The following is a 23,179-nucleotide window of genomic DNA, read 5'->3' on the forward strand; positions in this document are numbered from 1 at the left end:
TGGGAGATGATTAACCAAATTCCAGGCATTTCTTGCGTGAAGCCGAAAGGCGCGATGTACTTGTTCCCGAAAATCGACACTAAGATGTACCCGATCAAAGATGACCAGAAAATGGTGCTCGATTTCCTAGTGCAAGAAAAAGTTCTGCTGGTACAAGGCAGTGGCTTTAACTGGCCAAAACCGGATCACTTCCGCATTGTGACTCTGCCACATGTGGAAGATCTGGAAATCGCCATCAGTCGCTTTGAACGCTTTATCACGACTTACAGCCAATAATAGATTGGCAGCAAGTCGCAAAATGACTTGTGGTCGTGGGTAGGCGAAGCAGGCTCTCTTTCGGTACACTGAAGAGAGCCTATTTTTTTATCTTCTTTTCAGCGCCATTGGCCGCTGAAAAGCCAATCCATCAGCAAGGAAGTGAGTGTGCTATGCAAGAGAGCCATTTTTTCGCCCACCTCGCGCGCATGAAACTGATTCAGCGCTGGCCATTAATGCGTTCCATCTCCAGTGAGAACATTTCTGAACACAGCCTGCAAGTTGCCTTTGTCGCTCACGCGCTGGCGGTGATCAAAAACAAAAAGTTTGGTGGAACGCTCAACCCTGAGCGCATTGCAATTCTCGCCATGTATCACGATACCAGCGAAGTGCTGACGGGTGATTTGCCAACGCCGATCAAATATTTCAATCCCGAGATCGCCAAAGAGTACAAAAAAATCGAAGCGGCGGCAGAGCTGCGTTTATTAGAGATGCTCCCAGAAGAACTGCGCGACGATTTTCGCCCGTTTCTGGTGTCTAACGCTGCCGACCCGCAAGAGAGTGCCATCGTTAAGCAAGCCGATGCGATTTGCGCGTATTTGAAATGTTTGGAAGAACTCAGCGCAGGTAACCACGAATACGCTCAAGCGAAAAAACGCCTAGATGTGACGTTGCGCGAACGGCACAGTGAGGAGATGGACTATTTTCTGCAAACCTTTGCCCCGAGTTTTGAATTAACACTGGACGAAATCAGCTAAGTCGCTATAACTTAAGACATTGTAAGTTAAAACAAAACTGTGCAAGGAGTAACGCGATGCAAGTATCCCTAAACCCTGAGTGGTTAGCTCGTAACAACGATGAGCACAAAATTCGCCGCAACGATCATCGCAGTCCATTTCAGCGCGATCGAGCGCGTATCCTCCATTCGGCGGCGTTTCGGCGCTTGCAAGCCAAAACCCAAGTCCACGGAACGAGCTTGAATGACTTTCATCGCACTCGCCTCACCCATTCACTGGAAGCGGCGCAAATCGGTACGGGCATCGTTGCACAAATCAAGCTCAAACAGCCGGAATTTCGTGAGCTATTACCCTCTGACAGCTTGATTGATTCGCTCTGCCTTGCGCACGATATCGGCCATCCTCCTTACGGGCATGGCGGTGAAATTGCCCTCAATTATATGATGCGCGATCACGGTGGCTTTGAAGGCAATGCGCAGACTTTCCGTATCGTCACCAGCTTAGAACCTTACACTGAACATCACGGCATGAACCTGTCGCGCCGCACGCTACTGGGACTTTTGAAATACCCAGCTCTGCTGAGTGCCACGCGCGCTGCAACACCGCCGCCCGCAGTCGCCCACCAACGCCAACTGAAAGCCAAAGATTGGTCGCCCGCGAAAGGCATCTACGATTGCGATCTCGCGAGCTTGGACTGGGTGCTGGATCCTTTGTGTCAAAGTGATCGTGAATTGCTGGGGCAAATGCGCGCGGAACCCAACTCACCCAAAGTGCATCGTAAAACCCGCTTTAAATCGCTCGATTGCTCGATCATGGAACTGGCGGATGACATCGCTTACGGCGTGCATGATCTGGAAGATGCGATTGTGCTGGGTATGGTCACCCGCGCGCAGTGGCAAGAAGCCGCAGCGGCGCAGCTTGCCGAGTGCGGTGACCCGTGGTTTGAAGAGCATATTGCCGAGCTGAGCGAGATGCTGTTTTCTGGCAAACACTATGTGCGCAAAGATGCGATTGGTGGCATTGTAAATGCGCTTTTAACCAGTATCAGCGTGAAGCCAGTTGAAGCGCCATTTCATAATGAACTGTTGGCGTTCAATGCTTATATCGAGCCGCACATGAGCAATGCGCTTGAAGTGCTCAAACACTTTGTGAGCCAATACGTGATTCAAATTCCGCAGGTACAGCGCTTTGAATACAAAGGCCAGCAACTGATCATGGATTTGTTTGAAGCATTAAGCGCAGACCCTGAGCGCCTACTGCCACAAGCCACTGGTGAAAAGTGGCGCAAAGCCCAAGAGCAAGAGGAAGGCATGCGCGTGATCTGTGATTACATTGCGGCGATGACCGATGCATATGCGCAGCGACTGCATCAGCAACTCTTCTCGGCACAGAGTCATTACTGACGGTAATTTCGCTCGAAAACGCCTTCCGGCATCTGATCGATCTGATATTGAATCATGGCATCAAACACCTTAAGCAGTGGCGAAAAGTCACGCTCAGGTTGCCACTGCTGGAGCAGATGGTACCCCGCCTCCACAGTAGAAAGCGCTGTATCATCCGGCGCTTTGCGAATTCGGTAATGCCCAACACACTCGACCGGCAAACGCAGACTCGGTAAATCATGCAGTTGAGTGTTGATTTGCCACATCTTGTAGGCTTTTTTCCACGTCCCATCGAGCAAAATCACCCGCTTTTTGCGCGCTGTCGCAAGGCTTATCTCGGTGCATTCTTGCGCATGTTCATTCGGGTAAAGCACATAGTGATCCACATCCGGCTCTGCCAGCAGTTGGTTTAACTCGTCATGCTCACGAAAATCTTCACCCACTAACAGCCGACAATTGTCCAATGACAAGCTGAGAATGCGCGCGGTACCCAGTGGGCGCTTTTGTTCCGTTGGGTGTTGAAGAATGATAAGCTCAACCGCACTTTCCAGCGCGACAATTGACGGACACAAGCACGCTTTACGCGCTTTACCACACTCTGAACAATAACGGGACATGACGTGAATCTTTACCTGCTGTTATTGGCTATAAGCCTGTTGAGTTTAAGTCTGCAGTGGCCACCACTGCATGAGCTGACTCTGTGGCACTTCAGCGCCATAGAACAAGGTCAATGGTGGCGCATCCTAACAGGAAACTTCGCACACACCAACTTTGCCCACTGGGCGATGAACCTTGCCGCTTTGTGGATCATCAGTTTTGTGTTTAAACCCACGGCTCGTCAGCTGCTGATCCCACTGCTACTGATCAGCCTTGCGGTGGGGGGGATGATTTTAGCCTCCGGCATGCAGTTTTATGTTGGGCTCTCTGGCACCTTGCATGGTCTATTTGCCTACTACGCGCTGAATGAAGCCCTGAATGGACGGCGCAACAGTTGGCTGTTAGTGCTTGGCGTTGTCGGTAAAGTGGGATGGGAGCAGTGGTTTGGTGCATCAGCCAGTACCGCAGAATTGATTGGCGCACGAGTAGCCACCGAAGCCCACTTGGCAGGTTTAATCAGCGGTTTGTTGCTCAGCATCATGCTGTTTAGCTGGCGAAAGAGAGTGCGAAAAAAAGACTAGAACTTCAATTCGCACCTACATCGTTTAGCTATTTATCTTCAAAACCACTTGGCGCGGTAGGGAAGCGAATAAAACGCCTAGCCTCAAACGACTTGACGCTGCAGCGCCAAGTAGGAAGGAGATTATTTCGAGACGAGCGTATTAAGCTTTTCACCCAGTAGCGGCAAACGCCACCCTTGCATTAAATCAGGCAAGCGTGCTGGGTCGCGATCGCGTTTCCACACCCAACTCAGTAGTTGGTTAAGCTGTTTTTTCGACGCCAAAAATTCGGTCGCAAGGCCACTGGTGTTCGAAACGCTCTTTACTTCATCTTTCAAACGCTTGAACAACTGCTTGTAACCTGGGTATTCCATGATCGGTACGATTTCTGGCGGGTAAGCATCGGCTGGCGTTTCCAGCGCCGCCTTCACCATAGCGATAATTTTGCTGCTGTGACGGCGAATTGCATGCGGATCAACCCCCTCTTCTTCCATGCGTTTCGGGCTGCGGAGTGCCAAACGCGAAATGGTCAGTAAGTCCGTTTCTTTAATCACGAAGTTCAGCGCCAAATCTCGGTTCACTGCTTCATGGTAACGCCACGTGGCTAAGGGTTTGAGGATCGCCAGTTCTTTCGGCTTAAGCTGCCAAGCCCCTTTAATATCTAGATAAGCGAGCTCTGGGTTGCTGACTTTGGTGCGCTTGGCGACTTGTAGCTCACTTTCTTGCAATGCGGCTTCCCACCAGCCGGCTTGCGTCACTCGCTCGACCAGTTTTTCGTACATCGGCAGCAGATAGAACACATCGGCCGCGGCATATTCCAGTTGCTTGTCACTTAGAGGGCGCGCTAACCAATCGGTGCGTGATTCGCTTTTATCTAACTCAACTTGCAGTTGGTCTTGCACTAACGCCGCAAATCCGGTGGATAAACCGTAGCCCAAAAACGCGGCCATGATCTGGGTATCCACCATCGGAAAAGGTGTGCAGCCAAACGCGTTCTGGAACACTTCCAAATCTTCGCCACAAGCGTGCAGCACTTTCAATACTGATGTGTCTTGCAATAACTCGACAAACGGTGTCATCTCATCCATGACCGTCGGGTCAATCAATGACAGGTTTTCCCCGTCAAACATCTGGATCAATCCCAATTGCGGAAAGAAAGTGCGGGTGCGGACAAATTCGGTATCCAGCATCACCACATCCGCATCACGGGCGGCAAGACAAACTCGTTGTAGATCGCCAAGTTGGCTAATAATTTGATAGTTCACAGATAACTCGCTGTTGTTGCTCAAAAGAAGAGACACCTCTTTTGAAATAAAAATGCCGGCAGTTAAGGCCGGCATTCTAACATTAAAAAACACTCGCAGCTGGATACAGCTTATGCGCTTTGCTTCGCCTTTGCTGCTAATTGTGCGTCATTTTCTTCACGCAGCACACGGCGCAGGATTTTTCCGACGTTGGTTTTTGGTAGATCGTCACGGAACTCGACCAATTTCGGTACTTTGTAACCGGTCAGATGTTTACGACAGTGAGCAATCACTTCGTCTTTAGTTAGGCTCGGATCACGCTTCACCACGTAAATCTTCACCAACTCACCTGACGCTTCGTTCGCTTGACCAATCGCCGCCACTTCCAGCACTTTGCCGTGCAGCGCCACCACATCTTCGATTTCATTCGGATATACGTTAAAGCCTGAAACCAGAATCATGTCTTTCTTACGATCAACAATGTGGATCAAACCTTGGTCATCAAATTTTACGATGTCACCCGTTGATAGCCAACCGTCGGCATTCAGCACTTCTTTGGTCGCTTCAGGACGCTGCCAGTAACCTTGCATCACCTGCGGACCACGCACTTGCAGCTCACCGACTTGATCGTTAGGCAGTACATTACCCGCATCATCGACAATACGCACTTCGGTGGAAGGAACAGGTAAGCCAATCGCGCCCGTGTAGTCGGTCAAATCGTATGGGTTACCCGTCACCAATGGCGAACATTCGGTCAAGCCATAGCCTTCCAGTAAATGGACACCGGTAGTCTTTTTCCAACGCTCGGCAACGGCGCGTTGTACCGCCATACCGCCACCCACGGCTAACTTCATGTTTTTGAAGTCGAGCTCGTGGAAATCTTCGTTATTGACCAGTGCGTTAAACAGGGTGTTCACACCGGTAATCGCGGTGAATGGATACTTTTGCAGCTCTTTGACAAACCCAGGAATGTCGCGTGGGTTGGTGATCAAGAGATTGCTACCACCCATTTCAATAAACAGTAGACAGTTTACCGTTAAAGCAAACACGTGATACAGCGGCAACGCCGTAACCACCAACTCGCGGCCTTCTTGTAGCACAGGACCGTAAGCGCCTTTGGCTTGCAGCACGTTTGCGACCATGTTGCGGTGCGTCAGAATTGCGCCTTTAGCCACACCCGTTGTACCGCCGGTGTATTGTAGGAAAGCGATGTCTTCACCGGACATAAACGGCTTCACATATTGCTGACGACGGCCTTTGTGCAGCGCTTTACGCATCGAAATCGCGCCCGGTAGATCGTACTTAGGAACCATGCCTTTGACGTATTTCACAACAAAATCGACAATCGTGCCTTTGGCGCGTGGCAGCATCTGTCCAAGACTGGTCAGCACCACATGCTTCACCTGAGTGTTGGCAACAATTTGCTCTAAGGTGTTAGCAAAGTTAGACACAATCACGATCGCTCGTGCATCAGCATCGTTCAATTGATGTTCGAGTTCACGCGGTGTATAGAGCGGGTTAACATTCACCGCAATCATACCAGCACGTAAGATACCAAATAACGCAACTGGGTATTGCAGCAAGTTTGGCATCATCAAAGCGACTCGATCGCCCTTTTTCAGCTTCAGATCGTTTTGTAAGTAAGCGGCAAAAGCGCGGCTGCGCTCTTCCAGTTTACGGAAAGTCATCACCGAGCCCATGTTCATGAAGGCTGGCTGATCCGCATACTTGTGTACCGATTGTTCAAACATTTCGACCAGAGATGGGTACTGATCAGGGTTAATGGTTTCCGGTACATCTTTCGGATAACGTGAAAGCCAAGGTTTATCCACGGTAATACTCCTCGTTATTGGCTGGCGCTATTCTTGTTGTCATGCAGTTGTCATGCAATTGCTGACCGCTATTACAGCACAGCCAAAGTGGTTGAGCACGTAACTCTCAAACACTTGTTTAAATTTTGTTAACTAAGCCAAAGATCAATTCAGCGACCGATTGTGGCTGTTCTAAATGGCAGTGGTGACCACCCGATACAGTGGTGATGGGAATTGACGAGAAACGTTCGTCTTGCACTCGCGATAGGAGTGAATCAAAACCCTGTGCACCTAAAATGACCTGCTGCGGACAGCCTATTTGCAGGCAAAACTGCATCGCTTGTTCTTGTGTCATACGATACAACGAATCCGCTTTGAGCTTGGGATCGTGCCGCCAGAACCACTGTTCATCATGCTGGTAAGTGCCACGTTCCACCAATGGGCGCAACAACTCTCCTGACAACTGATTGACCAAAGCACGATGGCGCAGCGCATGATCGAAGCTCGAATAACCGCGAGGTTTGACGTTACGTAACGCATGGCGCGAGTGTACCCCTTGCCGTAAGCGTGTGACACTCTCTGTGGCAGGCTCAGACAGTGGGCCAAAGCCTTCAATCTGCACGAATCCGTTCACCTGCTCAGGAAAGGCGGCACTATAACAACTTGCGATTAAAGCACCAAGCGAATGGCCTACCAACACGTGTTTGTTTGGCGATAAGTTGAGCAAAAGCTGATCAATATCGTCGATATAGTCATGAAATGGGTAGTAACCCGCTCTGTGGCTAGATAAACCATGCCCAGGTAAATCAATGGCACACAAATGCAAATCGGGGCACAGATGATGTAGTGCCTGCATGAGTGAGAAAAAACTCGCGGCGTTATCAAGCCAGCCATGAATAAAAATGACCGATACCTCGGCCATTTTTGCATCGCCCACTTCCACTGCAGCGAGTTGCCCCAGCTCAAGCGAGTATGTGGTTTCAATCAGCTTCATTTGACTTCTTGAATAACCTTCCCGTCACGATCTGGCAGCGTTCGCGGCCAGCAATGGAAACCACGACAAGGGAACATATATGGGCCGATGTCATCAATTTGTACTCGCTCTTCAACGCGCCACAAATGATAACCTTGAGCATTCACTACCGGATAACGGTGTTGATACTCACCCACGTTACCTTGCTCTGGCTCGGCAGTCGTACCGTACACGGTAAGTAAACGTCCTTCACCAAAAGTGATGGGATCTAAAAAGCCCGGCACGTAAGCGACAAAGCGACCTTGCGGTTCTTGATGAATATTGGGACGCCCAGCGCTGTCGATTGGCAGGTTGACCAATTCAACGCGGGTACGATCTTTTTGGTTGCTGATATTGGCAACGACACCACCCATTCGAACGGGTGATTGTGCAGCAGGATCCAATTCCAGCCAAGCCGAGTATTGAGTCACCACGCTTTTATCATCGGGATTCCCCAACTCTGGCGGTAAATTCGCACAAGCAGAAAGCAGTAGAGCGATGGTGGGTACGAGCAGTTTCAGAAAATGCATCTTCATCAAATTGATCCCATAGTTAGATGTAGATATCGACCCCAAGCAGCTGCGCAAGTTCCTCTTTACGCGCTTGGTTCATCACATCCAGATACTCTTCCATCGCTTTACGAGCACGCCCTTCGGGTAAATCGTACTGCACTTGTGCTCGGTGAATATCCGACTCACTGACTTGACGAATCGATTCCGCCACCGCCGTTGCAACTTTGCTGGTCGATGAAACGCTCTTGCCACTCTCGCTCTGGCTAACTTCGCCCTTTTTCCCCGTTTTAGAAGTTTTATTGGTGCCGGGCAGCCGCGCCGGAGGTAATCCATTAATTGAAACCATACTGTTCCTATCGATTAGCGAGTGAGTGAGCGCTCATCATCTGCCTTACTCTCGGCCAGGCAGCTTTTTCCAAGCCACAGTATCACGCAGATACACTGGGCTTGCTTGCTCAACACTCATGGTATTGCCTTGCGCCAATTCAAACTGAGCCAAATAAGCAATATCTTGCGAATCTGGGTAAAGCACTTCACTGGTTTGCACTTGCAGTGGTAGATCCGCCAGTGCTGGGTAAGCCTCCCATCCTGTACCGGCTTTGCCCCAAACCTGCTCGTCTTGCGTCAAGGTCTGCACCAACAGCGCAGGCGCAATCACACACTCCGCTTCGGCGGCTTGCCAACTGCCATCTTCTTGACGCAAATAGCGACCCCAATACACTTCTTCCATGCGCGCATCAATAGCGCTGGCAACATGGGTCATGCCTTGTAGGCGATACGCTGCCTGCGCCATTGCCGCTAAGGTGGAAATGCCAATCATCGGCAGATTCGCACCAAAGGCTAAACCTTGTGCAATTCCAATGCCAATCCGTACCCCAGTAAAACTACCGGGGCCACGGCCAAAAGCCAAAGCATCCAATTCTTGTAGCGTTACGCCTGCTTCTTTTAATACTTCATCCACCATTGGCAATACTTTTTTGGTGTGATCGCGCGGGGCGATTTCACTGCGTGAATAAACGGTATTGCCGACGAGTAGCGCGACGGAACAGCGCTCGGTGGCGGTATCTAAGGCGAGAATTTTTACGCTCATGAGTCTCTCTGATTGATTTCAGTTACAGCTAATTGTTGTAGAAAAGTGGTGACTACGTCCAGATCCCGCGTGCGCGGAATCGGCGGTAAACTGGCGAGGAACACCCCGCCATAATCGCGCGTGACCAATCGATTGTCACAGATGATCAACGCGCCTTTGTCGTTTTTATCGCGGATCAGACGACCCACACCTTGCTTTAAGGTTATCACCGCTTCCGGCAGTTGCACTTGAGCAAACGGATCGCCACCACGCAGGCGGCAGTCTTCAATGCGAGCTTTGAGCAACGGATCATCGGGTGCGGTAAACGGAAGTTTGTCGATGATAACACAGCTTAAGGTATCGCCTCTAACGTCAATCCCTTCCCAAAACGCGCCAGTGGCGACCAAGAGCGCATTGCCCAGCTCCATAAATTCGGCCAGCGTTTTCTGCTTGCTGGTTTCCCCTTGCATCAAAACCGGTAAGGTTAAACGTTCACGAAAACGTTCACCTAAATCACGCATCATGCTGTGCGAGGTACACAAAAAGAAGCAGCGCCCTTGGTTGTGCTCAATCACGGGCGCGAGCATACGCACCAGTTTATCGGCCAGTCCGGGACTATTCGGTTCTGGCAGATAACGAGGCACACACAATACGGCCTGTTGTTGATAATCAAACGGGCTGACCAGTGAAAACTGCGCGCTCGGGATTAACCCGAGTCGCTCAGTAAAATGGCTGAAATCATCGTTGACCGCCAAGGTGGCGGAAGTGAATATCCACGCGCCCTCTTTTTGTTCAATCTGCTCACGAAATTTATCCGCCACAGACAGCGGCGTGATGTGCAAACTGAAATGACGTGGCGTGGTGTCATACCAATAGGAATAACCAGTAATGGAGACATCACACACACGGCGAATGCGGCCTAAAATCAGTGTGGCACGTTCAAACGCGGTATCCAGAAGCTGGCTGCGACCCAAAGCTAACTTGAGTACATCCAAGGCAAATTGCAGCGCTTCATTGAGCCGTTCGACTTCCCTTGCCACCGTGGGTACTTTCAGCACTTCACGCCAGTTGCCACGATAGCCCGGCTCGCCAAGCACAATGCGCAAATCCATCGCAGCCTGCACTAGCTTATCCGACACCTTTTGTAGCTGGCGCATGTCTTTCGCTTCGGTGCGATAACCGAGTTCGATATCTTTCGCCAGCTCTTGCACTTGGCGGCTCGATACCGACTGACCAAAATATTGGCTCGCGATGTCCGGCAGTTGGTGCGCTTCATCGAAAATGAACACTTCTGCTTCAGGAATTAACTCACCAAAGCCGGTTTCTTTGATCGCCAAATCGGCCAAAAACAAGTGATGATTGACCACGACCACATCGGCATCCATCGCGCGGCGGCGCGCTTTGGAAACAAAGCAGTCTTGGTAGCTGGCGCACTCTTTGCCCAAGCAGTTGTCATTGGTCGAAGTGATGGTGGGAATGATCAGGCTGTCCTCGGCCAGATCGTCACATTCCCCTAAATCACCACTTTGCGTGCTAGCTGCCCAACTGCGCACTTTCACCAGTTGAGTGAGCAATGCAGGATCCGCTTCTGCAGTATGGCTTTCCACCATTTGACGACTTAAGCGATCAAGGCAGAGATAGTTCGCACGGCCTTTAAGCAGTGCCACTTGGCCGAAAAAGCCTAAGGCACTGACCATCAAAGGCAAATCGCGATGGAAAAGCTGCTCTTGCAGGTTTTTAGAACCGGTACTGATAATGACCTTTTTGCCACTGAGCAAAGCGGGAACCAAATACGCGAAGGTTTTTCCGGTACCCGTACCCGCTTCAACCACCAACTGAGATTGATTGGCAATGGCACTGGCAACAGCTTTCGCCATATCCACTTGTGCTTGTCTGGGTTGAAAGCCCGGAATGGCTTGGCCTAATGCGCCTTGCTGGGAAAAGGTTTTTTCAATCATGCCAATTCTATGTACAACGGAAATGGCGCGATTATGGCAGGTTTTAAGCAGCGGTGCGAATGACAATCTCACTCACACCGCAGAGGAAACGTTACTTGCGATTCAGATAACGGGCAAGCCAAGGAGGTGCATCATACCCCGTTGCAGGTGCGATGGTCATCGCTTTGGCCGCTTCAGATGGAGAAGCTCGGTTTTCCCACATTTCTTCCAAAATATGCTCATCCATGGGTTGATCTCCGAGCAGTGCCTCTACCCGCTCGACATATAATTTACGTGCGAGAAGTTCTTTATCCATATACGACCACCTTACTACTCTCATTAATAAGAAAACCACACATTCAATGCTAAATAAACCTAAGTATTACTTGGCTAAAGCGATTGAATCTGTCTTGATAATAGATTAATTATAGGTGCGTATTTGCGGGCTGCATCACCGTTCAGCAGCCGCCGATTTGTTTTTTAGAATGAAAAAATTCGCTAGCCCCCAACCGCTCGTCATCACCATAAACATCACTGTGGTTTCAAGCAGATAGGGCATATTTCTTTTTTGCATGGAAGTAGTTATCAATGGAAAAAAAAACCCTGCTGACGCATTGCCCTGATGCGCCGGGACTGATCTCCAAGATCACCAATATTTGTTATAAGCATCAACTCAATATCATTCACAATAATGAATTCGTGGATAATGCCAGCGGTCACTTCTTTATGCGTACTGAGTTGGAAGGTTATTTCAACGATGCCACGCTATTGGCGGATCTTGACCATGCGCTACCACAAGGTACACGCCGCAAACTGATCAACTCAACTCGCAAACGCATTGTTGTGCTCGTAACCAAAGAAGCGCACTGTTTGGGCGACATTCTGATGAAGAATTATGATGGCAGCTTGGATGTGGATATTGCGGCTGTAGTGGGCAACTACGACACGTTGCAACGTTTGACCGAGCGTTTTGATATTCCTTACCACTGTGTTTCCCATGAAGGTTTATCTCGTGAAGAGCATGAACAAGCGCTATTAGAGGTGGTTGATCAATATCAGCCGGATTATCTGGTACTCGCTAAATACATGCGGGTATTAACCTCAGGTTTTGTTGAGCGTTTCCATCATAAAATCATCAACATCCACCACAGTTTTTTACCCGCTTTTATTGGCGCAAAACCTTACCAACAGGCTTATGACCGTGGCGTGAAAATCATTGGGGCGACAGCACACTTCGTGACGAATGATCTCGACGAAGGGCCGATCATCAAGCAAGACGTGATTCCGGTTGATCACACCTTCAGCGCGCAAGACATGGCGCAAGCAGGACGTGATGTGGAAAAAAATGTGCTCAGTAAGGCGCTCAATAAAGTGCTGAATGACCATGTGTTTGTTTACGGCAATAAGACCGTCATTTTGTAACGAGCCTTCAGCAACAGAAAATAACAAAGGGCACTTCAGTGCCCTTTGTGGTTAATGGCTTAAACTTAATAGCTTACAAACGTATAGCCAATTCTACGCCTTGACGAATCGCGCGCGCGGCATCCAACTCTCCGGCCACATCGGCCCCACCAATCACATGCAGCTTATCACCCAGCTCAGCCCACTGCGCCTCAAAAGGACGCACGGATTCTTGACCTGCGCAAATCACCACACTGTCTGCTTCAATCAGCTCTGGCTTGCCATCACGCTCAATGTGTAGGCCTTGTTCATCAATTTTCTGATACTGCACACCACCAACCAAATGCACACCGCGTTTTTCTAACGTGCGCTTATGGATCCAGCCCGTGGTTTTTCCCGGCCCTTTGCCCACCGCACCTTTGCGCCGTTGCAGCAACCAGACTTCACGTTCACTGGTTGTCTCAGGATAAGGGTATAAACCGCCAGGATGTTCGATGGTTTTATCAATACCCCACTCATACAACCAATCATCCAATGTTTGATCTTTCGGTTCGGTCAGCATGCTCGCCACATCCACACCAATACCGCCTGCGCCGACAATCGCGACCTTTTGGCCTACGGGTGTCTTTTCGCGAATTAAGGTTTGGTAATCAACCACGTTTGCAGATTCATTGAGCCCTGTTAGGGCGATTTTGCGAGGTGTCACGCCCGTGGCAATCACCACTTCATCGTAACCACGCAAATCACTGAACTGTACTTCGCAACCGAGATGCAACTTCACGCCAGTTTGATCAATCCGGTTAGCAAAATAGCGAATGGTTTCCCGGAACTCTTCTTTGCCGGGGATCTGCATCGCAAGACGGAATTGGCCACCGATTCTATCATTTCGCTCAAATAGGTCGACGTGATGGCCACGCTCTGCGGCGGTCGTTGCAAACGCTAAACCAGCAGGGCCAGCACCGACAACCGCAATTTTTTTGCTCTGCGCGGGCTTGACCACAATCTCGCTTTCATAACAGGCGCGCGGGTTCACTAAACAGCTCGCACGCTTGCCACGAAACACGTTATCCAAACAGGCTTGGTTACAACCAATACAGGTGTTGATGAACGCGCTCTGCCCTTCTTGTGCTTTGCGCACAAAATCCGCATCGGCTAAAAACGGGCGTGCCATCGACACCATATCCGCCTGACCACTCGCCAAAATTTTCTCGGCTTGTTCCGGCGTGTTAATGCGATTACAGGTCACCACCGGCACACTTAAGTAAGGTTTGATCTTTTCGGTTACCCAACTGAATGCCGCGCGCGGCACTTGAGTAGCAATTGTGGGGATCCGCGCTTCATGCCAGCCGATCCCAGTATTAATGATGGTAACACCTGCTTCTTCTAATGCTTTGGCAAGTACCACCACTTCTTCAAAAGTGCTGCCCTGCTCCACTAAATCGAGCATCGATAGACGGAAGATAATGATGAACTCTTTACCGACTGCGGCGCGAATCGCTTTGACAATTTCAACTGGGAAACGAATACGGTTTTGATAACTGCCGCCCCATTCGTCATAACGCATGTTCGTCCGTTTACAGATAAACTGATTAAGCAAGTAGCCTTCTGACCCCATCACTTCTACGCCGTCATAGCCAGCCAACTGGGCCAACTCTGCGCTGCTAGCGAAATCTTGAATCGTATTGCGGATCTGGCGTGTACTCATTTCACTCGGAGCAAACTTGGCAATCGGAGCTCGAATCGCTGAGGCACTTTGTGCAAAAGGATGCATAGCATAACGACCCGCATGCAGCAGTTGCAACGCAATTTTAGCGCCATGGCGATGCACCGCCTCTGTCACCACTTTATGGGCTTTGGCATGCTTAGTTTTGCTAAATTCAGCGCTGAATGGGTGCAGACGGCCGCGCAAGTTAGGCGAAAAGCCCCCCGTAACAATTAAACCAACGCCCCCTTTGGCACGTTCTTCATAAAAGGCCGCCAGCTTGTGCAGCCCTTCTTTATTTTCCTCTAAGCCAGTATGCATAGAGCCCATCAACACACGATTTTTGAGCTGAGTAAAACCAAGATCGAGAGGCTGAAACAGATTTGGGTACATAGCGACTTCACTTTGCTTATTATTGATATGGTCTGACCAGAATATTCTTGGCGATTACAAAAATCAAACAAGCGTTTACATTTGTGTAACAGCGATCAAGATTACACTGATTTGCAAGGTTGTTGTTTGCCTAGATCAGATAACGTAGGATGTGATTCGCTGTGCGCTAATTTGCACGAGAAATCTGAAGCTTTGGAGTGGAGTGCCACTCTGTTGGTCTGGAGATACCATGAAATCACTGTTTCGTTTTGTTGGCCTATTTTTGAAAGGGATTTGGAAAGCCATCACTTTCATACGGTTAGCACTAACTAATCTTATTTTCTTGCTCAGTATCGGCATCATTTATTTTATTTATATTCATGCCGATGCCCCACTGCCGACAATCAATAAGTCTTCGGCTCTGGTTCTGAATCTATCAGGCCCGATTGTTGAGCAGAGCACACACATTAACCCAATGGACTCTTTCGCAGGCTCTGTGTTTGGTGAAGAACTGCCACGTGAAAATGTGCTATTTGATATTGTCGAAACCTTACGCCACGCGAAGAATGACAACAATGTTACAGGGCTAGTTTTGGCGTTAGGAGATATGCCTGAAACCAATTTGACCAAGCTGCGTTACATCGCTAAAGCAATCAACGAGTTCAAGGCATCGGGTAAACCTGTATTCGCAGTTGGGGATTTTTACAATCAAAGCCAATATTACTTGGCAAGTTATGCTGACAAAATCTACCTCGCTCCGGATGGGGCTGTGCTACTGAAAGGTTATAGCGCCTATTCCATGTATTACAAAACCCTGCTTGAGAAACTCGATGTCACCACTCACGTTTTCCGAGTGGGAACGTACAAATCGGCCATCGAACCGTTTGTACGTGATGATATGTCTGACGCTGCGCGTGAGTCCGCATCTCGTTGGCTAACTCAGTTGTGGAGTGCCTACGTCGATGATGTGGCGGCCAATCGCCAAATTGAGATCAAAACGCTTACGCCAAGCATGGAGGAGTTTGTCGCGCAGTTGAAAGAAGTGAATGGTGACTTAGCCGCACTTTCCAAAAAAGTTGGCCTTGTCGATGAACTGGCGACTCGTCAACAAGTTCGTCAAACCCTCGCGGAAACTTTTGGTAGCGATGGCAAAGACAGCTATAACGCGGTCAGCTACTACGAATATAAAGCCAGTATCTCCCCGACTACGCTTCCCAATGCTAGCGATATTGCCGTTGTGGTTGCCAGCGGTGCGATTATGGATGGCTCACAACCACGTGGTACTGTGGGTGGCGATACTGTGGCCGGATTACTGCGCGAAGCACGTAACGACAGCAATGTGAAAGCGGTCGTACTGCGTGTGGATAGCCCAGGAGGTAGCGCATTTGCCTCAGAAGTGATCCGCAACGAAATTGAAGCACTGAAAGCGGCGGGGAAACCTGTGGTGGTTTCAATGTCGAGCCTTGCCGCTTCTGGCGGTTATTGGATATCCATGAGCGCTGACAAAATTGTCGCCCAACCAACCACACTCACAGGCTCAATTGGTATTTTCAGTGTCATCACCACCTTCGAGAAAGGTCTCAATAACCTTGGTATTTACACCGATGGTGTCGGTACTACACCTTTCTCTGGACAAGGTGTGACCACGGGACTCACTCAGGGGGCGAAAGATGCCATTCAGCTCGGTATCGAGCATGGGTATCAGCGCTTTATTTCTTTGGTTGCAGAGAAACGGGGCATGACGCTAAAAGCCGTAGACGATATTGCCCAAGGCCGAGTCTGGACTGCGCAAGATGCACAAACCCTAGGCTTAGTCGATCAACTCGGTGATTTCGATGATGCCGTACACTTGGCAGCGACCCTTGCACAATTAGATCAATACAATCTGTATTGGGTTGAAGAGCCGCTCACACCTGCGCAGCAGTTCTTGCAAGATCTGCTAGGCCAAGTACACGTTAGCTTAGGTTTGGATGTTTCCACCCTGTTGCCAAAATCACTGCAACCGTTGGCAGTGGAGTGGCAACAACAAACCTCACTACTCAATCAGTTGAATGATCCAAAAGGGCAGTACGCATTCTGTTTGCCCTGCCAAGTAGAATAGTCTACGAGGTCACAACCCTTGATATACCGAGGCGCTTTGCAGGAAGCGCCTCTTTTTATTGCAAGAGTTTTCGCTATAATCCCCGCTCTGTTCCCTACACTGAGTGATTTCTCGCTATGGCAAGAAAACATATTTATATCGCCTATACTGGCGGCACCATTGGCATGAAAAAATCCGATCACGGCTACGTCCCTGTCGCAGGTTTTATGGAAAAACAACTCGCCAGCATGCCCGAGTTTCACCGCCCAGAAATGCCTCTGTTTACCATTCACGAATACGATCCTTTAATGGATTCTTCGGATATGACCCCTGCCGATTGGCAACTCATCGCCGATGATATCGCCGCGAACTACGACAAATACGACGGTTTTGTAATCCTCCACGGTACGGATACCATGGCTTACACCGCCTCAGCACTGTCATTTATGTTCGAAAATCTGGGTAAACCGGTCATTGTGACGGGTTCACAAATCCCACTGGCTGATCTGCGCTCAGATGGTCAAGCCAACTTGCTCAATGCGCTACACATCGCAGCCAACTACCCAATCAATGAAGTAACGCTGTTCTTCAATAACCGTTTGATGCGTGGAAACCGCAGCCGTAAATCACACGCCGATGGTTTCAGTGCTTTTAGTTCACCCAACCTGCCACCACTTTTGGAAGCGGGGATTAATATTGAACTGAGCACTAACGTCAAAGTAGATGAAAAGCCGGATGGTGAGTTCAAAGTCAACCCCATCACTCCTCAACCGATTGGCGTGATCACCATGTACCCAGGGATTTCCCATGAGGTGATTCGCAACACGTTACTGCAACCCGTTAATGCGATGATTCTGCTCACCTTTGGTGTGGGCAATGCACCACAAAATCCCGAATTATTGGCTCAGCTCAAAGCAGCGTCAGAGCGTGGAGTCATCGTCGTGAATCTCACACAATGTCTTGCGGGCAAGGTGAATATGGGGGGATACGCGACAGGCTGTGCACTCGCTGATTCCGGCGTGATCAGTGGTTATGATATGACGCCTGAAGCGGCACTCGCCAAACTGCATTATCTGCTCAGCCAGAACCTTTCATATGAAGAAGTGAAAGCAAAGATGCAGCAAGTACTACGTGGTGAAATGACCCTGTAATTTCCAGTGACAAGAGCTGAAGTCGGTGTAGTCCATTCAGCTCACTTCGCAACCAGCCTCGCACTGTGCGGGGCTTTTTTATGCTTACCGCCTCTTACCTCTCTTGGTTTGGGTTAATACGCAAGATGTCTTCTTCCCCGGCTGTAAACCGCTTTTTAAGTTCCGCTTTCGACTTGAAAACCACTTCGCCACCCACGCCAACCGACATATGATCCGCTTCGGTATTATGCTTAGATTGATACAACATCACAGCTTGCATACAGGAGTCTCGCTGCTGTTGTGAAAGTGGTGTACCCTCAGGCCACTTTCCCGTTTCCACGGCGTACAGCAAACGCTGATAAGCCTCAGGCGTAATTGCATTAATCAATTGTTGTGTGTCCATGATCTCGTCCTGCTTAAAAGTGATGTGGCGTCAACATAACGGGCTAGCGCATTGCGTCAAGAACAGCTAAATAAATAAGTGTATTTGATCACAAGCCGATACCATGAATTTGACTAAACCATTACTCATTCTCACCAGCCTCACTCTGTTAAATGGTTGCTTCGAGAATCGCAAAAACACTGAAAAACTCTGTGTAGACAACCCTAATCTACGCTGTGAACAATTGAACTTAGATGATGGGCAATGCAGGATCCCGCGTACCGACCTGATTTGGCATCGTTACGAACTACTAAAGTCACCCAGTGATGATAAAGTAATCAAAGAATATCAGTTAGTTAGCGCATATCGAAAATGCCTCGAACTCGCATCGCAAATTCAAGCTATTGATCAAACCAAGCTGAAAGAAAAACGTTTTAATGCATTAGTGAATATGGGCAAAGAGCAAGAGCGTATCGTTGCCGAGCTCAAACAATCTCACTCCCCACTGGTTCTGTATTTCTTATGGAGCCAGATTGGCGATCACAGTGCGCGCCGCGCCTTTTTGCAGCTAGAAGGAAAACCTGAACTCGACACCGCCGAGATGCAATACGCGTTAGCCACTTTTTATGCCGACCGTGATAAAGCTAAAACCATCCAGCTATTGCATAAATCGCTGGAGTTGGGAAATGGCAACCCCCTTAATACCGAAATACTGAAAGCCTTAGCGAGTAATTATCACGCACTCAACGATAAAGAAGAGGCTTACCTGTGGGCAATGGTAGGAAAAGCGTTTGGGGTTCCTGTTGCCTCTGAAGCCGAAATGAAACGACTATACCGTTTTAGCCCAGAACAATTTACTGAACTGGATAGAACGGCAGAAACCATCATCAAAGCCATTCATGACGGCAACTATACCCAATCACTCATTCCTCAACTGAAATAATGATGAAAGGTCTTAACGATAAGCGGTGATATTCTCACCGCTTTTTCACTTTTTGTTGAAAATTAACGACACTGAGTTAACACAAAATCGTAACCCCGTCGTTTTAGGGCCATCTTCAAAAACATGCCCAAGGTGACTATCACAGCCAGCACAACGGAGCTCTGTACGTACCATTCCGTGGCTCAAGTCCTCCAAATAGCACACCGCTTGCTCATCAATCGGGGCATCAAAACTTGGCCAGCCGCAACCGGAATCGTATTTATTTTCTGAGCTGAAAAGCGCAGCTTGGCAACACGTACAGTGGTAAAAACCTGTCTCTTTATTGTGTAATAGCGTACCTGAATAAGGCGCTTCTGTACCTTGCTCACGGCACACATAATATTGATCTTCCGTCAAACGTTCACGCCAGTAATCATCAGGCTTTAGCGGTTCTTTTGATGCAAATTTCACAGTTGCGATTTCCTTTTGAATTAACGTTTAGCCAACCATTTTTAGCGAAAAACTTGCTTATTGTTGAGTTTGTGGCACATACTTTTTCACTCTATTTTGAACCAGAATTCCTGATGTAAATTGGGCTTAGGCTCAGTTACATTCTATGTCAATTGGTCAGTATAAAAAGCAGGTTCAAGTTTAAAAGTTAATCAGTTGCAAACGATTGTGAAAAAAAGCGACGCTTTTTTTTGACTTTAAACAAGTTAAGTCCGATTATCTGTTGCAGCTTTTAACTGGATTCTGTAATTTTACTACCAGTTATCTTTAATCAGAAATTAAGTTGTGGAGCAACTATAATGACTATCAAAGTAGGTATTAACGGTTTTGGCCGTATCGGTCGTTTCGTTTTCCGTGCAGCACAAGAGCGTGCTGACATCGAAGTTGTAGGTATCAACGACCTGATCGACGTAGATTACATGGCTTACATGCTGAAGTACGACTCAACTCACGGTCGTTTCAACGGTACTGTTGAAGTTAAAGACGGTAACCTGATCGTTAACGGCAAAACTGTACGTGTAACTGCAGAACGCAACCCAGCTGACCTGAAATGGGGCGAAATCGGTGTTGACGTTGTTGCTGAAGCAACTGGTCTGTTCCTGACTGACGAAACTGCTCGTAAACACATCGAAGCAGGCGCGAAGAAAGTTGTTCTGACTGGTCCTTCAAAAGACAAGACTCCAATGTTCGTAATGGGCGTAAACCACAAAACTTACGCTGGTCAAGACATCGTTTCTAACGCTTCTTGTACTACTAACTGTCTGGCTCCTATTGCTAAAGTACTGAACGACAACTTCGGTATCGAGTCTGGCCTTATGACAACTGTTCACGCAACAACTGCTACTCAAAAAACAGTTGACGGTCCTTCAGCGAAAGACTGGCGCGGTGGTCGTGGTGCTTCTCAAAACATCATCCCATCTTCAACTGGCGCAGCAAAAGCAGTAGGCGTTGTTCTTCCAGAACTGAACGGCAAGCTGACTGGTATGGCTTTCCGCGTACCAACTGCTAACGTTTCTGTAGTTGACCTGACTGTTAACCTGCAAAAAGCAGCGTCTTACGACGACATCAAAGCAGCAATGAAAGCAGCTTCTGAAGGCGAACTAGCTGGTATTCTAGGCTACACTGAAGATGCAGTAGTTTCTACTGACTTCAACGGTGACACTCGCACTTCTATCTTCGATGCTGACGCTGGTATCGCACTGACTGACAAATTCGTTAAAGTGGTATCTTGGTACGACAACGAAATCGGTTACTCAAACAAAGTTCTAGACCTGATCGCTCACATCTCTAAGTAATGTAGTGATTAGCGAAGAATTTCGTTAAACAAAAAGGCGACTCTAGGGTCGCCTTTTTGGTATCTGGGTTTTGGTATTGCTGACGATTTTTACTAGGCATACCAAACTCAGGTCAAGCTGAAACGCAGAATCAAGGAAATTAAGATGGATTTATACTCTCTGAATACCGTCACTGCACTGTCTGATTGCGTAACGATTGTTCAGCAAGATCAAGTTAAAATCGTGCGTGTGATTCATGATAAAGCCTGTGCCGCAATCTCACTACACGGTGGTCATGTCCTTTCCTTTCAGCCGAAGGGCGAAGCCGACTTGTTGTGGATGAGCTCGCAAGCGATTTACGATGGTAAAGCGGCGCTGCGTGGGGGCATTCCTGTGTGTTGGCCATGGTTTGGTCGCATTGCCGCTCCAGCCCATGGTTTTGCACGCAGCCAAGAGTGGGAATTGATTGAACACCGTGAAAATGAACAAGGTGTTATCGTTACTTTAGGCTTGAAGTCCACACCAGAAAGCATCGCCATTTGGCCTTATCTGTTTGATGTTCGTTTGTACGTTGAAATCAGTGAAAGTTTGAAAGTGACACTCGATATCACGAATACGGATAATAAAGCATGGACTTTCTCCGGTGCTTTACACTCTTACTTGCACGTAAGGGATATTCGTAAAACTCACACTACCGGTATTGGTGCAGAATATATTGACAGCCTACAAGAGGGCCGCGTTTGTTCTAGTACCGGGCCATTGGCACTCTCTGACACTATCGACCGTGTTTATACCCAACCTGAAGCTGCGATCAAAGTGCAAGATTCCGCACTCAACCGCACACTCATCGTAGAGAATCAAGGCCACAACTCTGCCGTTCTGTGGAACCCTTGGCAACAAGGTGCACAAGCGATGGCGGATATGAATGATGACGGGTATCTGCAATTTTTGTGTGTTGAATCAACCCTGCATGCATCATCACTGGCTACAGGTAAAACCTTACAGCCAGGGGAAAACCATAAGTTAGTGACGCTCATCTCTAGCCACGCGCATTAAACCCAAAGCAGCACGTACTTCTGTAAGGTTACGATGATAATCACCGTAACCTTAAAAGGCTCGTGCTGCGTATTTTCTGACAGTCGCCCTCCTTTTCAGCTCAGCCCCTATTGACTTAACATTTCGTTCACACTTTCTTCATGGCGTTCAAGGTTTTGCTAGGTATAATTGTGCCTTGCTATGCAAAATACTCTCTGATGCTCAACACACAATTTGGTAAGGATGCCTGATGAAAATTGTTTACCCCTGGCTTACCGCCCTATTCGTCGTACCATTAACATACGCAGCTCAAGGGCCTGATAAAACTCAACCGGGTTGGGACTTCACACTCAGCCTTAACAGCTTTTATATACACACCCAATCCCAGTTAAATACCAATGATGACAATGCCGTAACGGCCAATTTACAGCAATCAGGGCAAACCACTTCTGAGTTTCTGTTTGCTCCACTGGGAAATGTGCAATACACCTTTGCCTCTGGAAACACTCAAATTTTTGCAGGACAAAGTTCTGACCAAGTCATCGAAGGTCAATTACAAGCAGAGATCGGCATCACACATCGATTCGATAGGCTTGGGGAATTCACGTTGGCTTATTTTCCTTCACTGCCTGGAGTGAATGAAACGTGGCGCGATCCCTATCTCACCCAAACGACAAGATCGGCAACTGACATTAGCGCCCAAGGCGGACGTTTGGCTTATACTGCCCCATTCGCTTTACCTCTGACACTGCGTTACGCCTATTTAGATTACCAAGTGGATGAAGAGCGAAGTGGTACAACATCCGGATTAACGAGCGCACAGATCGCATTATTGGATCGAAATAGTGAGTACCAACAAGTCTCCGCGGAAGTCTCTTTACCACTGAGCCGCTCTTGGTCTTTCGTTCCGAAAATCAGCTATACCCAGCGTGATGCACAAGGGGATGCTTTTGATTTTGCGGCGCTAGATTATCAACTGGGCATTAATACCTTTTTTGGACCACAAGCCCTGTTTTTGACTCTCAATTATGGTCAAGAGGAATATGATACTTCACACCCTATTTTTGCTCAGACCCGCGATGCTGATCATTGGAGCGCTTTTGCTCTTTATGTTTACCGAGCACCTTTTGGTTGGAAAAATGTCTCGATCAACGCGATGGCTGGCATCAGTGAAACCGATGATGTGGTGACCTTTTTTGACCAACAATCGACTTTTCTTTCAACCGGTGTCGCCTTTGATTTTTAGTGGTTGAAC

Annotated in this window: 23 protein-coding genes; 11 read left to right on the forward strand and 12 right to left on the reverse strand. The window is 48.5% G+C overall.

Translation table 11 applies throughout. The annotated features are described in order from the left end of the window. The 3 genes from MKA69_RS00005 to MKA69_RS00015 all read left to right on the forward strand — a co-directional run. The coding region (locus MKA69_RS00005) for an aminotransferase class I/II-fold pyridoxal phosphate-dependent enzyme (protein ID WP_371131789.1) at positions 1-276 on the forward strand (276 nt) is incomplete at its 5' end. Between the two features lie 152 nt (positions 277-428). Further along, complete coding sequence (gene yfbR / locus MKA69_RS00010; RefSeq protein WP_305847320.1) at positions 429-1,013, forward strand: 5'-deoxynucleotidase; 585 nt, start codon at positions 429-431, stop codon at positions 1,011-1,013. 56 nt (positions 1,014-1,069) lie between these two features. Further along, positions 1,070-2,395 (forward strand): anti-phage deoxyguanosine triphosphatase, encoded by a 1,326-nt coding sequence (locus MKA69_RS00015; protein ID WP_305847321.1) that lies wholly within the window; start codon positions 1,070-1,072, stop codon positions 2,393-2,395. Here the strand turns inward: MKA69_RS00015 and MKA69_RS00020 are convergent. After that, positions 2,389-2,991, reverse strand: a complete 603-nt coding sequence (locus MKA69_RS00020) for a tRNA-uridine aminocarboxypropyltransferase (RefSeq protein ID WP_000092442.1) — start codon at positions 2,989-2,991, stop codon at positions 2,389-2,391. The two genes, MKA69_RS00015 and MKA69_RS00020, sit on opposite strands and share 7 nt — an antisense overlap. Positions 2,992-2,994: 3 nt before the next feature. Here MKA69_RS00020 and rrtA point away from each other — a divergent pair, with 3 nt between their 5' ends. Further along, the gene (rrtA, locus tag MKA69_RS00025) at positions 2,995-3,552 is read left to right on the forward strand and encodes a rhombosortase (RefSeq protein WP_305847322.1); all 558 of its coding nucleotides are present in this window, start codon (positions 2,995-2,997) and stop codon (positions 3,550-3,552) included. 122 nt (positions 3,553-3,674) lie between these two features. Here the strand turns inward: rrtA and rnd are convergent, their stop codons facing one another. The 8 genes from rnd to MKA69_RS00065 all read right to left on the reverse strand — a co-directional run bounded on the left by rnd (position 3,675) and on the right by MKA69_RS00065 (position 11,432). After that, complete coding sequence (gene rnd / locus MKA69_RS00030) at positions 3,675-4,796, reverse strand: ribonuclease D (RefSeq protein ID WP_161803489.1); 1,122 nt, start codon at positions 4,794-4,796, stop codon at positions 3,675-3,677. A 110-nt stretch (positions 4,797-4,906) separates the two neighbouring features. Continuing rightward, a complete protein-coding gene (fadD, locus tag MKA69_RS00035; protein ID WP_000360597.1) occupies positions 4,907-6,607 on the reverse strand; it encodes a long-chain-fatty-acid--CoA ligase FadD in 1,701 nt (566 codons plus the stop codon). Between the two features lie 118 nt (positions 6,608-6,725). After that, a complete protein-coding gene (locus tag MKA69_RS00040) occupies positions 6,726-7,580 on the reverse strand; it encodes an alpha/beta hydrolase (RefSeq protein WP_055030008.1) in 855 nt (284 codons plus the stop codon). Continuing rightward, a complete protein-coding gene (locus MKA69_RS00045; RefSeq protein WP_305847323.1) occupies positions 7,577-8,134 on the reverse strand; it encodes a Slp family lipoprotein in 558 nt (185 codons plus the stop codon). Before MKA69_RS00045 ends, MKA69_RS00040 begins: the two co-directional genes overlap by 4 nt. A 16-nt stretch (positions 8,135-8,150) precedes the next feature. After that, a complete protein-coding gene (locus MKA69_RS00050) occupies positions 8,151-8,456 on the reverse strand; it encodes a hypothetical protein (RefSeq protein WP_000253642.1) in 306 nt (101 codons plus the stop codon). 45 nt (positions 8,457-8,501) lie between these two features. Beyond that, a complete protein-coding gene (tsaB, locus tag MKA69_RS00055) occupies positions 8,502-9,200 on the reverse strand; it encodes a tRNA (adenosine(37)-N6)-threonylcarbamoyltransferase complex dimerization subunit type 1 TsaB (RefSeq protein WP_305847324.1) in 699 nt (232 codons plus the stop codon). Beyond that, positions 9,197-11,137 (reverse strand): ATP-dependent DNA helicase, encoded by a 1,941-nt coding sequence (locus MKA69_RS00060; protein ID WP_055030006.1) that lies wholly within the window; start codon positions 11,135-11,137, stop codon positions 9,197-9,199. Before MKA69_RS00060 ends, tsaB begins: the two co-directional genes overlap by 4 nt. A 91-nt stretch (positions 11,138-11,228) precedes the next feature. Beyond that, positions 11,229-11,432 (reverse strand): hypothetical protein, encoded by a 204-nt coding sequence (locus tag MKA69_RS00065; RefSeq protein WP_000356700.1) that lies wholly within the window; start codon positions 11,430-11,432, stop codon positions 11,229-11,231. A gap of 272 nt (positions 11,433-11,704) precedes the next feature. Here MKA69_RS00065 and purU point away from each other — a divergent pair, with 272 nt between their 5' ends. Next, the gene (gene purU, locus MKA69_RS00070; protein ID WP_055065019.1) at positions 11,705-12,538 is read left to right on the forward strand and encodes a formyltetrahydrofolate deformylase; all 834 of its coding nucleotides are present in this window, start codon (positions 11,705-11,707) and stop codon (positions 12,536-12,538) included. 73 nt (positions 12,539-12,611) lie between these two features. On the opposite strand, the gene MKA69_RS00075 is transcribed toward purU, so the two are convergent. Further along, complete coding sequence (locus tag MKA69_RS00075) at positions 12,612-14,612, reverse strand: NADPH-dependent 2,4-dienoyl-CoA reductase (RefSeq protein WP_305847325.1); 2,001 nt, start codon at positions 14,610-14,612, stop codon at positions 12,612-12,614. Between the two features lie 229 nt (positions 14,613-14,841). On the opposite strand from MKA69_RS00075, the gene sppA reads away from it, so the two are divergent. Both sppA and ansA read left to right on the forward strand, forming a co-directional pair. Then, entirely contained in the window at positions 14,842-16,692 is a 1,851-nt protein-coding gene (gene sppA / locus MKA69_RS00080) for a signal peptide peptidase SppA (protein WP_000838313.1), read from the forward strand. A gap of 116 nt (positions 16,693-16,808) precedes the next feature. Continuing rightward, positions 16,809-17,822 (forward strand): asparaginase, encoded by a 1,014-nt coding sequence (gene ansA / locus MKA69_RS00085; RefSeq protein WP_000101382.1) that lies wholly within the window; start codon positions 16,809-16,811, stop codon positions 17,820-17,822. A 94-nt stretch (positions 17,823-17,916) separates the two neighbouring features. On the opposite strand, the gene MKA69_RS00090 is transcribed toward ansA, so the two are convergent. Beyond that, positions 17,917-18,204, reverse strand: a complete 288-nt coding sequence (locus tag MKA69_RS00090) for a YeaC family protein (RefSeq protein ID WP_000381014.1) — start codon at positions 18,202-18,204, stop codon at positions 17,917-17,919. A 103-nt stretch (positions 18,205-18,307) separates the two neighbouring features. Between MKA69_RS00090 and MKA69_RS00095 the strand changes: the two genes are divergently transcribed. Then, positions 18,308-19,126, forward strand: coding sequence for a DUF2989 domain-containing protein (locus MKA69_RS00095; RefSeq protein WP_305847326.1), 819 nt, complete (start codon positions 18,308-18,310; stop codon positions 19,124-19,126). Positions 19,127-19,171: 45 nt separating this feature from the next. Here the strand turns inward: MKA69_RS00095 and msrB are convergent, their stop codons facing one another. Further along, a complete protein-coding gene (gene msrB, locus MKA69_RS00100) occupies positions 19,172-19,576 on the reverse strand; it encodes a peptide-methionine (R)-S-oxide reductase MsrB (protein WP_305847327.1) in 405 nt (134 codons plus the stop codon). Between the two features lie 338 nt (positions 19,577-19,914). On the opposite strand from msrB, the gene gap reads away from it, so the two are divergent. The 3 genes from gap to MKA69_RS00115 all read left to right on the forward strand — a co-directional run bounded on the left by gap (position 19,915) and on the right by MKA69_RS00115 (position 23,170). Beyond that, positions 19,915-20,910 (forward strand): type I glyceraldehyde-3-phosphate dehydrogenase, encoded by a 996-nt coding sequence (gene gap, locus MKA69_RS00105; RefSeq protein WP_055027818.1) that lies wholly within the window; start codon positions 19,915-19,917, stop codon positions 20,908-20,910. 144 nt (positions 20,911-21,054) lie between these two features. Continuing rightward, on the forward strand, positions 21,055-21,945 hold the full coding sequence (locus tag MKA69_RS00110) for a D-hexose-6-phosphate mutarotase (protein ID WP_305847328.1): 891 nt from the start codon (positions 21,055-21,057) through the stop codon (positions 21,943-21,945). A gap of 229 nt (positions 21,946-22,174) precedes the next feature. Continuing rightward, a complete protein-coding gene (locus MKA69_RS00115; protein ID WP_305847329.1) occupies positions 22,175-23,170 on the forward strand; it encodes a DUF2860 domain-containing protein in 996 nt (331 codons plus the stop codon). The last annotated feature ends 9 nt before the right edge of the window (positions 23,171-23,179 follow it).

The organism is Vibrio sp. AH4 (genome assembly GCF_030710545.1).
Taxonomy (GTDB): domain Bacteria; phylum Pseudomonadota; class Gammaproteobacteria; order Enterobacterales; family Vibrionaceae; genus Vibrio; species Vibrio metoecus.

Bases quoted from the DNA above. Each gene is read 5' to 3' on its own strand.
- MKA69_RS00065 (WP_000356700.1), bottom strand. From the start codon at position 11,432: ATGGATAAAGAACTTCTCGCACGTAAATTATATGTCGAGCGGGTAGAG.
- MKA69_RS00115 (WP_305847329.1), top strand. From the start codon at position 22,175: ATGAAAATTGTTTACCCCTGGCTTACCGCCCTATTCGTCGTACCATTA.
- MKA69_RS00040 (WP_055030008.1), bottom strand. From the start codon at position 7,580: ATGAAGCTGATTGAAACCACATACTCGCTTGAGCTGGGGCAACTCGCT.
- tsaB (WP_305847324.1), bottom strand. From the start codon at position 9,200: ATGAGCGTAAAAATTCTCGCCTTAGATACCGCCACCGAGCGCTGTTCC.
- MKA69_RS00095 (WP_305847326.1), top strand. From the start codon at position 18,308: ATGAATTTGACTAAACCATTACTCATTCTCACCAGCCTCACTCTGTTA.
- MKA69_RS00110 (WP_305847328.1), top strand. From the start codon at position 21,055: ATGGATTTATACTCTCTGAATACCGTCACTGCACTGTCTGATTGCGTA.
- purU (WP_055065019.1), top strand. From the start codon at position 11,705: ATGGAAAAAAAAACCCTGCTGACGCATTGCCCTGATGCGCCGGGACTG.
- MKA69_RS00075 (WP_305847325.1), bottom strand. From the start codon at position 14,612: ATGTACCCAAATCTGTTTCAGCCTCTCGATCTTGGTTTTACTCAGCTC.
- MKA69_RS00020 (WP_000092442.1), bottom strand. From the start codon at position 2,991: ATGTCCCGTTATTGTTCAGAGTGTGGTAAAGCGCGTAAAGCGTGCTTG.
- sppA (WP_000838313.1), top strand. From the start codon at position 14,842: ATGAAATCACTGTTTCGTTTTGTTGGCCTATTTTTGAAAGGGATTTGG.
- ansA (WP_000101382.1), top strand. From the start codon at position 16,809: ATGGCAAGAAAACATATTTATATCGCCTATACTGGCGGCACCATTGGC.
- yfbR (WP_305847320.1), top strand. From the start codon at position 429: ATGCAAGAGAGCCATTTTTTCGCCCACCTCGCGCGCATGAAACTGATT.
- MKA69_RS00090 (WP_000381014.1), bottom strand. From the start codon at position 18,204: ATGGACACACAACAATTGATTAATGCAATTACGCCTGAGGCTTATCAG.
- MKA69_RS00050 (WP_000253642.1), bottom strand. From the start codon at position 8,456: ATGGTTTCAATTAATGGATTACCTCCGGCGCGGCTGCCCGGCACCAAT.
- MKA69_RS00060 (WP_055030006.1), bottom strand. From the start codon at position 11,137: ATGATTGAAAAAACCTTTTCCCAGCAAGGCGCATTAGGCCAAGCCATT.
- gap (WP_055027818.1), top strand. From the start codon at position 19,915: ATGACTATCAAAGTAGGTATTAACGGTTTTGGCCGTATCGGTCGTTTC.
- MKA69_RS00045 (WP_305847323.1), bottom strand. From the start codon at position 8,134: ATGAAGATGCATTTTCTGAAACTGCTCGTACCCACCATCGCTCTACTG.
- MKA69_RS00015 (WP_305847321.1), top strand. From the start codon at position 1,070: ATGCAAGTATCCCTAAACCCTGAGTGGTTAGCTCGTAACAACGATGAG.